Source organism: Streptomyces sp. W16, assembly GCF_033194735.1.
Taxonomy (GTDB): domain Bacteria; phylum Actinomycetota; class Actinomycetes; order Streptomycetales; family Streptomycetaceae; genus Streptomyces.
Window position 1 is genome coordinate 1 of the sequence record NZ_JAWOAI010000322.1, and the last position, 11,600, is coordinate 11,600.

General features: G+C 72.2%; 7 protein-coding genes. 6 read left to right on the top strand and 1 reads right to left on the bottom strand.

What is annotated here, in order from left to right; translation table 11 throughout:
• Positions 1-14 precede the first annotated feature (14 nt).
• On the bottom strand, positions 15-650 hold the full coding sequence (locus R6V09_RS33530) for a hypothetical protein (RefSeq protein ID WP_317885227.1): 636 nt from the start codon (positions 648-650) through the stop codon (positions 15-17).
• 393 nt (positions 651-1,043) lie between these two features.
• Between R6V09_RS33530 and R6V09_RS33535 the strand changes: the two genes are divergently transcribed.
• The 6 genes from R6V09_RS33535 (at position 1,044) to R6V09_RS33560 (ending at position 11,586) form a co-directional block, all read left to right on the top strand.
• A complete protein-coding gene (locus R6V09_RS33535; RefSeq protein ID WP_317885228.1) occupies positions 1,044-3,203 on the top strand; it encodes a RecQ family ATP-dependent DNA helicase in 2,160 nt (719 codons plus the stop codon).
• Positions 3,204-3,371: 168 nt separating this feature from the next.
• Entirely contained in the window at positions 3,372-4,874 is a 1,503-nt protein-coding gene (locus tag R6V09_RS33540; RefSeq protein ID WP_317885229.1) for a DUF4192 domain-containing protein, read from the top strand.
• Between the two features lie 365 nt (positions 4,875-5,239).
• A complete protein-coding gene (locus R6V09_RS33545; RefSeq protein ID WP_442810203.1) occupies positions 5,240-7,453 on the top strand; it encodes a glycogen debranching N-terminal domain-containing protein in 2,214 nt (737 codons plus the stop codon).
• Between the two features lie 130 nt (positions 7,454-7,583).
• Complete coding sequence (locus R6V09_RS33550) at positions 7,584-8,342, top strand: NUDIX hydrolase (RefSeq protein ID WP_200716443.1); 759 nt, start codon at positions 7,584-7,586, stop codon at positions 8,340-8,342.
• A 91-nt stretch (positions 8,343-8,433) separates the two neighbouring features.
• The gene (locus R6V09_RS33555; RefSeq protein WP_317885231.1) at positions 8,434-10,536 is read left to right on the top strand and encodes an ATP-binding cassette domain-containing protein; all 2,103 of its coding nucleotides are present in this window, start codon (positions 8,434-8,436) and stop codon (positions 10,534-10,536) included.
• A gap of 162 nt (positions 10,537-10,698) precedes the next feature.
• A complete protein-coding gene (locus tag R6V09_RS33560; protein WP_317885232.1) occupies positions 10,699-11,586 on the top strand; it encodes a FadR/GntR family transcriptional regulator in 888 nt (295 codons plus the stop codon).
• Positions 11,587-11,600 lie beyond the last annotated feature (14 nt).

Genomic DNA, 11,600 nt, shown 5'->3' on the forward strand with positions numbered 1-11,600 from the left:
GCCCGGACCGGGTTTCAGCGGGCCGCGGCGCGGCGCAGGACCTCCGAGGCGGCGCCGCCGGTGCGGGGCAGCAGGGGCGGTACCTCGGACATGGCGAAAGGTTCCGGCGTCGAGTCCGCGCTCGGGCGTCGGCCCCCACGCCCCTCGCCGAGCACCTGCCAGCCGTCACGGGTCAGCGTGATGTACGCCCCGCAGCGCAGCCCGTGCAGCGTGCAGGCGTCACGCAGCCCCCACATCCACGCCCCGTCCTCCTGCGTCCAACGCGCGTCGCCCTCACGGCAGTACAGCAGCACGGCGGTGCGCACCGGGGTGCGGCGACGCAGGTCGTGCGGGATGACCCGACGCAACTGTGCGAGCAGTGCGTTGCGGAACATCCAGCCGTCGGCCGGGGCGGACCGGCGGACGAACGAGGCGCTCGCGAGCAGCCGTTCGTCCGGGTCGAGGACGGCCACGATCGCGGTCGCCGGTCTGGGGCGGTGCCGGGAGTGCAGCCCGCTGACTACCTCGCGGGGATTGCGCAGCAACGGGATTCCGGCGGCGGCCCACTCGGAGGGTTCGAGCATACGGGCCAGAGGGTTGGCGGAAGCGGCGGACAGGTCGGCTGACGTCGACGTGGATGCCGCGGAGGACGGAGCGAATCCGAAGGTCACGGTCCTCCCTTCGGCTACGCGCCCACACTGCGGGCGAGGTCGGATTCGGGGGAGCGCACACCCCAGCAGAGCCCTACCGGATCACGGACGAGCCGTGCGGGGAGCGGACTCCAATTCTTGCTGTCGAACTTGGATGCGGCAACGAGCAAATGGGGCCACAGCCCCTTATCTGCTGGTCTATGGCTTATATCCCTACCCAATGCGTCGTCCGGCGACGCCTGGGACGTTCGAGCACGACACTTTCGTACGCCATTGAGGCGCGGAAGGTCCAGAGGGAGCAGGTCGGCCCGGGTGCGTGGCGCGCCCGGGAGGAGCGGTCAGGGCGGCCGGAAGCGCCTCTTCGCTGCGGCGGGGGATTGGGCCGTTGTCAGTGGCGTGAGGTTGCATGGGGGCATGAGCAACCAGGAGCTGCGTGCCGAAGCCGACGCCATCCTCGCCGAACTGGTCGGTGATCCGAGCGGTACGGCGCGGCTGCGTGAGGACCAGTGGCAGGCGGTGGCGGCTCTCGTGGAGGAGCGTCGGCGCGCGCTGGTGGTGCAGCGCACCGGCTGGGGCAAGTCGGCGGTGTACTTCGTCGCCACCGCCCTGCTGCGCCGGCGCGGCTCCGGGCCCACGGTGATCATCTCGCCGCTGCTGGCCCTGATGCGCAACCAGGTCGAGTCGGCGGCACGGGCCGGCATCCGGGCGCACACCATCAACTCGGCCAACCCGGAGGAGTGGGACAGCATCTACGGGGAGGTCGAAAAGGGCGAGACCGACGTCCTCCTCGTCAGCCCGGAGCGGCTCAACTCCGTGGATTTCCGGGACCAGGTGCTGCCCAGGCTCGCGGCCACGACCGGCCTGCTGGTGGTCGACGAGGCCCACTGCATCTCCGACTGGGGACACGACTTCCGCCCGGACTACCGCCGACTGCGGGCGATGCTGGCCGAACTGCCCACAGGCGTACCGGTGCTGGCCACCACAGCGACCGCCAACGCGCGCGTGACCGCCGATGTGGCCGAGCAGTTGGGCACCGGCGCCGGTGAGGCCCTGGTGCTGCGCGGCCCGCTGGAGCGGGAGAGCCTGCGACTGGGAGTGGTCCAACTGCCGGACGCCGCGCACCGCTTGGCCTGGCTCGCCGAGCACCTGGACGAGTTGGCCGGCTCGGGGATCATCTACACCCTCACCGTGGCCGCCGCCGAGGAGGCCACCGCATTCCTGCGGCAACGCGGCTTCAAGGTGGCCTCGTACACCGGGAAGACGGAGAACGCCGACCGGCTGCAGGCCGAGATCGACCTCCAGGAGAACCGGGTCAAGGCACTGGTCGCCACGTCGGCCCTGGGTATGGGCTACGACAAGCCGGACCTGGGCTTCGTGGTCCACCTCGGCTCGCCCTCCTCGCCGATCGCCTACTACCAGCAGGTCGGCCGTGCGGGGCGTGGCGTGGCCCACGCCGATGTACTGCTCCTGCCGGGCAGGGAGGACGAGGCCATCTGGCGCTACTTCGCCGATACGGCCTTCCCGCCCGAGACTCAGGTCCGCCAGACCCTCTCGGCCCTGGCCGACGCGGGTCGGCCGCTGTCCGTACCGGCCCTGGAGACAGCGGTGGATCTCCGGCGCAGCCGCCTGGAGACGATGCTGAAGGTCCTGGACGTCGACGGAGCGGTCAAGCGCGTGAAGGGCGGCTGGGCGGCCACCGGAACCGAGTGGGTGTACGACGCCGAGCGGTACGCCTGGGTGGCCAAGCAGCGAGCGGCCGAGCAGCAGGCCATGCGCGACTACGTGAGTACGTCCCAGTGCCGGATGGAGTTCCTGCGCCAACAGCTGGACGACGAAGGGGCGGTGCCCTGCGGCCGTTGCGACAACTGCGCGGGAGCCTGGATCGACTCCTCCGTCTCGGCGGAGACGCTGACAGGGGCGACGAAGGAACTGGACCGCCCGGGGACGGAGATCGAGCCGCGCCGGATGTGGCCGACCGGAATGGCCGCGCTGGGCGTCGACCTCAAGGGACGTATCCCGGCCAAGGACCAGTGCTCCACGGGGCGTGCCCTGGGGCGCCTCTCGGACATCGGCTGGGGCAACCGGCTGCGCCCACTCCTGGCCGAGAACGCCCCCGACGGCCCGGTGCCCGACGACGTCCTGAAGGCCGCGGTGGCGGTCCTCGCCGACTGGGCGCGTTCTCCTGGGGGTTGGGCGCCGAATGCCACCGACGCCTCCGCCCGTCCCGTGGGGGTCGTGGCCGTACCGTCCCTGGCCCGTCCGCAACTGGTCGGTTCCCTCGCCCAGGGCATCGCGACCATTGGCCGTCTCCCCCTCCTGGGCACCCTGACGCACACCGGCCCGGACGGCACGCACGGGGCCCGCCGCAGCAACTCCGCCCAACGCCTCAGGGCGCTGTCCGACGCCTTCGCCGTCTCCGGGGAACTGGCCGGCGCCCTGGCCGCCAATCCCGGCCCCGTCCTGCTCGTGGACGACTACACCGACTCCGGCTGGACCCTGGCGGTCGCCGCCCGCCTGCTCCGCCGGGCAGGCAGCGAACAGGTCCTTCCGCTGGTCCTTGCTGCGGCGGGCTGATATCCCGTATCGGGATCGGCGTTGTCAGGCGGCTGAGCGTGCGATTCCGGTGCCGATGTCCTGCTCGCTGGGGCCGACTTGGCCGCACCGAACTCCATATGACGTGCCCCTGACCGGACTTATCCACAGGCTCAAGCGGAATGGGGCGATTCGCGAGATCGTCAACGCATGACGAATCACAGCGAAACGACCGGATCCTCCGAAAACGGCGACATCGAGCCCACCGCGTACGACCGACACGGTGCCGACCACCAGGTCACCCTGCGCACCCCGGCCGAACTCGCCGACGCCCTGCCCTACCTCCTCGGATACCGCCCCGAGGACAGCATCGTCCTCGTTGCCCTGCACGATCGCGGCGGTCGGGGCCGGTTCGGCGGCCGAGCCCGGCTGGGCATTCCCGCCGGCGCGGACGACTGGGAGCCCGTAGCACGGCAGTTGGCCCACGGCCTGGTGACCGGCAGCGAGCGCAGGGGCACCCGGCCCGAGCAGATGATCGCCTACGTCTGCCAGGAACCGGCGCCCGGCGAGTCGGGGCGCGAGGTCATGGAGCGTCTGCGTCCGCTGGTGCAGAACCTGCGCACCGAGTGCGGCCGTCTCGACGTGACGGTCATCGAGGCACTCTGCATCTCGGACGGCCGCTTCTGGTCCTACTGCTGCCCGATCGAAGGATGTTGCCCGGTCGACGGGTCCCCGATGGGCCTGCCAGGCACCTCCGTGCTGGCTGCCGCGGCGACCTACGCGGGGCTCCAAGTACGCGGCACACTGCGCGAGTTGCGCAGCAGGCTGCAGCCGTGGGAGACGGCTGCCGTGCTGGAGCAGGAAGCCGCCCTGGACGCCGCCGGTATGGCCCTGGTGCCCCGGATCCTCGACGCCGTCGACCGAGTGGACGTGGCGCAGGAAACGCTGGACCTCGCCCAGCTGATCCTGAGCCGGTTCGCCGCGGCAGAACCCGTGTCGGGCGCGCTCCAGTCGGACTTGCGCGACGACGAACTGCTCGCCCACGACGAAGCGGCCACGCTGATCCTCGGCCTTCAGGACCGTACGACCCGCGACCGCGCGGCCGAATGGATGGAAGGCGACGAGGCGGTTCCGGCTCTGCGCCTCTGGCGTGCGCTGGCCCGCCGTTGCGTCGGGCCCTACGGCGAACACGCGGCGGCTCCTCTCACACTCGCGGGCTGGGTCGCCTGGTCGACCGGCGACGACCTGGAGGCCCGCGAGGCCCTGGCCATGGCCCTGGGTGCCGACCCCGACTACCTGTTCGCCCGCCTCCTGCATCAGGCCTGCAACGAGGGCCTGGATCCGGAGTCGATCCGCCGCTGCCTGCGCGCGGAACGGAAGGACCGTGCGGGCATGGATGCCGATGGGGCGGGCGACGCGGAGGCCACCGACGGTTCCGTACCGCGGGGTGCGAGCGGTCCCGGAGGCATCCCGGCACCGGTGGCATCGCCCACGGCTTCCCGTCGTCGGCGCCGCGCGCGTGCCGCCGACGGAGTCGAGGGTCGTCCGCGTTCTGCGGAACTGGACGGCTCCCGTCCTCGCACACCGGCGCAGGGCACCGCACGTCCCGGCGGCACGCGTGCCCGCACCTCCGGGAAGAACGGTTCGCGGCGCCACGACACCTGCTCGGAGCGGCCTCTGCCGGGGAGCAACGGTATTGAGGGGGACGGATGATCAAGGGTTGGGGGAGTGGCGGTCAGTCCCTCCGGTCAGGCGGGCGGTTCGGTGTCGTCAGTGGCCTCGGTGTGTTCGGGGTCATGGTCCGCTGGGTCGTCGAGTTCGGGGCGATGCCCGCTCGCGAGGTGAGTACTGGCGGGGGCCGAGGCAGGGGGACCGATGCTGCCCGTCTGTCTCCTCCGCTCCGCCGCCATTCGGTCGGCTTCCCGGGCCGCGGGCGTGACCAGGAGGAGCCCGGCTCCGTTCACCTGAGTGGCGGAACGCCTGATCGGGTCGTGTCGCCGTACAGCCCTTGTCCTCTCGGGACTCTCCATCCGGCGCCGAACACGTCCGAGGCGCACAGAGCGCAGAAGAAGCCGCCCATGCATCAGCCGACTCCGCCCTCCGACGCCGGTGACCGCCCTGACTCCGGTGCCCCCGAGTCGCTCGCGGACCAGGACCGGCGCCTCGCTTCCCTCACCGGCCAAGGTGGCGGCTTGTCGCAGCCGTCGCAGCCGGCAGAGGGCTCGGCGCCCGGCCGCGTCCGCCGTCCACCGCCACTCCCGTCCCCGTCCCCGCTCCGGTCCTCTTCCCTCTCCCCGCCGCAGAGCCCCGTGCCCCACACGCCTCGTCCGACGCCTCGCCGATCCGTCGAACTGCCGACCACCCACAACACGTTGATCTGCGTCGCCCTCCCGGGGCTCGCCGTCTCCACCGAGCAGGGTCAGCTGAACGGCCGGGGACTGGAGGGGTTCTACCGCGCGGGCCGGCGAGTGCTCTCCCGCTGTCAGGTGCGGGTGGCCGGACGTGAACCGCTGGCGGTGCAGGCCAGGATGACGGCGACCGACCGCGCGCGTTTCGTGGGAACCGTGCGAGTGTCCCCCGACTGCGGCCCGGACCCCGACCTCGTGGTCGAGCGGACCCGGCACGCCGACGGTACCGAGCGCATCACACTGCGCAGCGTGTCCTGGCGCCCACTGCGCCTGCCGGTCGAGGTGGCGCTCGGCACCGACCTGGCGGACCTGGGCGCGATCGCCGCAGGCAGCACGGGACCCGAACTCCCCGCCAGCGTGCACGACTCCGGGCTGCGCTGGTCCGGTGCCACCGGGAACTCGACGGTCGCCGCCGACCCGCCGCCCGCCGACGCGCTGGCCTCCGCGGGCCTACTGCGCTGGGAGTTCGAACTGCCACCGGGCGGTACGGCGAGCGTGGAACTGCGGGTACGGCTGGACGGCGCGGGACCGGTCCGGGCCGTGGGCCACGGGGCAACCAGCCCACTGGCCTCCGCACGGGCGGCCGGTGACGACCCCCGAGTCCAGGCGCTTCTGCGAACCAGCGTCGAGGATCTGCAGGCACTGCTGCTGCGCGACCCCGCGCACCCCTCCGACACACACCTCGCGGCCGGGGCGCCCTGGCGGTGCGGTCTGGCTCCGGCGGAGTCGCTCACGGCGGCCCGCATGACGCTGCCCCTCGGTACGCGGCTCGCCGCAGGCACACTGCGAACCGTGGCTCGGACCCAACTCCCGCTCTCCGGAGCACAGTTCGGAATGATTCCGGGGCCGCGCCGCGATGCCGGCGCTCATCTGCCGCCGGGCTGCACAGGGACGGAGGCGACCCTGCTCTTCCCGGTGCTGCTCGCGGAGGCTCGCCGCTGGGGGCTCCCGGAGCAGGAGACACAGGAGTTACTGCCGGCCGCCGAGCGCTGTCTGACCTGGCTGCGGACCACCGTGGGCGACGGTACCTATCTGCGCGACCCGCACCCCGGTGGACCCGTCCGCTGCGAGACACAGGCCCACGCCCACCGGGCAGCGCTGCTCGGAGCCGATCTGCTGGACGCGTTCGGCAGACCCGGTGCTGCCGGACTTCGGCAATGGGCCCAGGAGTTGCGCACCGCCTTCCGCGCGGACTTCTGGATCGGAGACCTGGGCGGCGGTCGTCCGGCAGCGGCCCGGGTTCAGGACGGACGCCTCGTGCCGCACCTCGGCGCGACCGCGGTCCATCTCCTCGACACCGGACTGCTGGGCGGCGGCGAGTACGCACCCGGCCTGCTCGACAAGGCGCGGGCCGAACAACTCGCCAGGCTGCTCGGCGGCCCGGCCATGGACTCGGGCTGGGGACTGCGCGGTCTGGGCGCGAAGGAACCCGGATTCAGCCCGTTCGGTCACCGGAGCGGCGCCGTGCGGGTGCAGGAGACGGCGATCGCCGTCGCGGGTCTGGCCGCCGGCGGCTACGAGAAGGAGGCCACCTCGCTGTTGCGGGGCGTCCTGGCGGCGGCCGAGGCGTTCGGACACCGGCTCCCCGAGATGTACGCGGGGGAGCAGCGCACGGACGGGAGCGCTCCCCTTCCGCACCCGGCCGCCTGCCGCCCGGCGGCCACGGCAGCCGCCGCCGGAGTGCTGCTGCTGACCACCCTCGCGGGCATCCGCCCGGACGCACCCGCCGGGACGGTCACCCTCCGGCCGGTCCGCAGCGCGCCCCTGGGCGAGATCGGCCTGACGGGACTGCGGATCGCGGGTGCCCCGTTCTCCGTACGGGTCGGCCGACTCGGTGTCGCCATGGTCGAGGAGGCGGCCGACGGACTGCAATTGGGAGCGTGACCTCGCACGAGTCCCTGTCGGCCGACGGCCGGAAGCGGAGGAAGAACCGCGTATCGCACCGAAGTGGATCAGCCACGGTGGTACCGACGAAGGGAGTGTTTATCGTCAGGCAGACGACTATGATCGCCGCATGTCCTACGACCCGTCAGCCTATCCGCCCTTCGCCGTCACCGTGGACCTGGTCGTGCTGACCGTGCGCCGCCATGCTCTGTGCGGGCTGGCGGTACGCAGGGGCGAGCCGCCCTTTCAGGGGCGCTGGGCGCTACCCGGCGGCTTCGTGCGGGCCGACGAGGATCTGGCCCAGGCCGCGGCCCGCGAGCTGGCCGAGGAGACGGGACTGCGTGCCCACGACCCGGCGGTCCCCGTCCAGGACAACGGAGCGCATCTGGAGCAGCTCGCGACCTACGGCGACCCCAAGCGCGACCCGCGGATGCGCGTCGTCAGCGTCGCCCACCTCGCACTCGCTCCCGACCTGCCCGCACCCCGCGCCGGCGGCGACGCGAGCAACGCGCGCTGGGCGCCTGTCGAGGAGTTGCTGCAACAGGGCGGGTTCGGGCGCGACGGCGACCCGGTGGCGCCGCTCGCCTTCGATCACGCGCAGATCCTGTCCGACGGGGTGGAACGCGCCCGTTCGAAGATCGAGTACTCGTCCCTGGCCACGGCGTTCTGCCCCACCGAATTCACCGTCGGTGAACTGCGCCGCGTCTACGAGGCGGTGTGGGGAGTGGCGCTCGACCCGCGCAACTTCCACCGCAAGGTGACCGGCACGCCCGGCTTCCTCGTCCCCACCGGCGGTACGACGACCCGTCAGGGCGGACGCCCGGCGCAGCTGTTCCGGGCCGGCGGGGCCACGCTGCTCAACCCGCCGATGCTGCGCCCCGAGGTGTGACGTCGTAGCGCCGCGACCGGGGCGATCAAGCGTTGCGGTGCGGGTCGTTCGGTACCCGAAAAAACGGACATAGCGCGCTATCTTGCTGTGGGTGATCCAGGCCTTCGGACTGACCAGCAACGCCCGCAAGGAGCATCCACCCGCCGTCGACGACGTCTCCTTCGAGGCCCGTGCGGGCAGCGTCACCGCACTCCTCGGAGCACCGGGTGCGGGGAAGACGACCGCGCTCAGGCTCATGCTAGAACTCCAACAGGGGCGTGGAATCACCTACTTCAGGGGGCGCCCCCTGCGTCGCATCACCCACCCGTCGCGCGAGGTCGGCGTCCTCCTGGGCGATGTGCCAGGACATCCGGCCCGCTCGGTCCGGGGCCACCTGCGGATGCTGTGTGCCGCGGCGGGCGTTCCGGCCCGGCGCGCCGACGAGGTCCTCGAAGTGGTCGGCCTCGTCAGCCTGCGCGACGAACGCCTCGGCAGTCTTGCCCGCGGCATGGACCGCCGCCTGGGCCTCGCCTGCGCCCTGCTGTCCGACCCGCACACACTGGTGCTGGACGAACCCGCGGACGCGCTCTCCGCCCGCGAAAGCAGCTGGCTGTACGGCATGCTGCGCGCGCACGCCGCCCAGGGCGGCACGGTCCTGTTCAGCACGGCCGAACCCAAGGAGGCCGCCCGCAGCGCCGACCGGGTCGTCACCCTGGAACAGGGCAGACTCGTCGCCGACCAGGAGGCCGGAGACTTCGCCCGCACCCGGCTGCGCCCCCGCGTCGCCGTCCGCACCCCGCATGCCGCCCGTCTTGCTGCCCTCCTCGCCAAGGAGGCCCGCACCACGCACCGCTCCGTCGAAGTCGTACGTGAGGAGGGCAACCGCCTGTCCGTGTACGGCAGTACGTGCGCGGACGTCGGCGAGACGGCGTTCCGGCACGACATCCTCGTACACCAACTCGCCGACGAGATCGGCGACATGGGGCCCGGGGCCGGAACGTCCCTTCGGAGCGAGCCGGAAACCGGCGACGAACCGCGAGTGCCGGCCCCCTCATCGCCGCCCGTGACGGCATCGCCTCTCACGGACGTGCCGTTCGCCGAGCCGTCGTCGCGCCCGATCGCACCTGCGCTGCCAACCTCCGAGCCCTCCGCCGCCGAAGAACCGGAACCTGCCGCACAAGCCCACCCGCCGTACGAGGTTCAGGCACCGGCCGTCACCCCTCAGCGAGACACCGCCGTTGACCCCGTGGCTCAGCCGACCACCACAAGCCCCAATGCGACACCCAGCCCCCGCGCGCCGAGTCCCGCCCGCTCCCGACTGGTCCCGCTCATCGACCCCGAGGAGACGACCGGCACACCTCCCCCCGCGTGTGTCCCGCGCCCTTCGCGAGCCGCCACCCTCGACGCCCTGTCCCCGCTCCCGCCCCCCATCTCCGTCCGCTCCGCCCCCAGTCCGCTGCGTCCGCTGCGCTACGAGCTGCGCAGGGCGACCGGTATCGCCACCGGGTTCCTGACCGGGGCCGCCGTACTCGTCGTGTCCGCCCTCACCGCACTGCTGTTGGCCCGCATCGGACACACCCCGCAGCCGCGCCTGCTGGCCGCGTGGCCACGAGAACTGCCGCTGCCGCCCGCGGCGCTCGGCGCGGGACTGCTCGGGGCGTTCGCCTTCGGCGACGAGTTCCGTCACCCCGCCCTGGCGGCGGACCGCGGCACCGTGCCCCAGCGGATGGGGCTGCTCCTCGCGAAGCTCCTCGTCTCCGCGGCCACCGCGCTGCTGCTGGGCTTCCTCGCGGTGGGGTGCGACGCCGAAGTGCTCTATCTCGTATACGGACGGGAGCTCGCGCAGGTTCCCGCCGACTGGCTTTCGGTGAGCGCGAGTTGGATCGGCCTGGTCGTCGGGTGCGCTTGGGCCGGAGTGCTGGCCGCGGGCATCTTCCGGTCCACCACGGCAGGGCTCGCCGCGGTGGTCGCCGTACCGATTCTCGTCGTACCCCTCGTGCACAAGGCGTTGGAAGGGTCGGCCGTGCGGGCCGCAGCGGGCTTTCCCCTGCGGATGCGGAAGGTGTTCCTGCTGCAGTGGCCCTTCGGGGGTGAGCGGTATCTGTCCGCGGCGGCGCGAATGATCGTCCAACCCGTGGGCGGGGCACTGACGTTGTCGCTGACCGCTCTGCTCTGCGCGTATCTGCTCATGACCCTGCGTAGCAGGGTCCGATGACGACCGCGCGCACCCTTCGGGTCCCGCTCTGCGCACAACTCCCCGGAGAAAGCCCATTTCTTTCCGATAAGGCGTCAATTGCGACGGGGTGAGCGATCACCCTTTCGTGTGCTTTTCACCAAAGACCTCAAGGGAGTTGGAGCCAGCGCCGACAAAGGATCCGTGAGTACCCTTGCGCACACCATGATGACCGCCGCCCGCTCCGCAGACTCCGGTCTCGCCGGCCCGGGCGAACTCGACCGCTACCCCTATGCCGAGGCGCCCGTCACCGAGCGCCTCGGAGCCCCTTCCTGGGACGGTTCCGACCCCGAGCTGGGCCGCGTTGGCCGTCGTGCCGCGGGCAACCGCGGACGCGGACTGCACGGCCAACTCGTCCAGCAGCTGGGCCAGATGATCGTTTCCGGCGACCTGGGCGCCGACCGCCCACTGGTGCCCGAGGAGATCGGCCAGCGTTTCGAGGTCTCCCGCACCGTCGTCCGCGAGTCGCTGCGCGTCCTGGAGGCCAAGGGCCTGGTCAGCGCCCGCCCGAACGTCGGCACGCGCGTGCGTCCCGTCAGCGACTGGAACCTCCTCGACCCGGACATCATCGAGTGGCGCGCCTTCGGCCCGCAGCGCGACAACCAGCGCCGCGAGCTGAGCGAGCTGCGCTGGACGATCGAGCCGCTCGCCGCGCGCCTCGCCGCCGGGCACGGGCGCGAGGATGTCCAGCAGCGTCTCTGCGACATGGTCGAGATCATGGGCCACGCCATGGGGCAGGGTGACGCGCTGACCTTCTCCCGCGCGGACGCCGAGTTCCACTCGCTGCTCATCCAGGTCGCGGGCAACCGCATGCTGGAGCACCTTTCCGGGATCGTCTCGTCGGCCCTCCAGGTCTCCGGCGGCCCGGTCACGGGCTGTGACCGCCCGACCGACGCCTCCCTGGGGCACCACGCCCGGATCGTCGACGCCCTCGCCGCCGGTGACGGCGCGGCGGCCGAGGCGGCCATGCGGCAGCTGCTCATCGTGCACCCCGAGGTGGAGCGCGTGGTGCCTGCCCCGCGCGAACACTGACGCGCGCGGGGCGG

Coding starts and splice junctions, on each gene's coding strand:
- R6V09_RS33535 (WP_317885228.1), top strand. CDS start 1,044: ATGAGCAACCAGGAGCTGCGTGCCGAAGCCGACGCCATCCTCGCCGAA.
- R6V09_RS33540 (WP_317885229.1), top strand. CDS start 3,372: ATGACGAATCACAGCGAAACGACCGGATCCTCCGAAAACGGCGACATC.
- R6V09_RS33545 (WP_442810203.1), top strand. CDS start 5,240: ATGCATCAGCCGACTCCGCCCTCCGACGCCGGTGACCGCCCTGACTCC.
- R6V09_RS33550 (WP_200716443.1), top strand. CDS start 7,584: ATGTCCTACGACCCGTCAGCCTATCCGCCCTTCGCCGTCACCGTGGAC.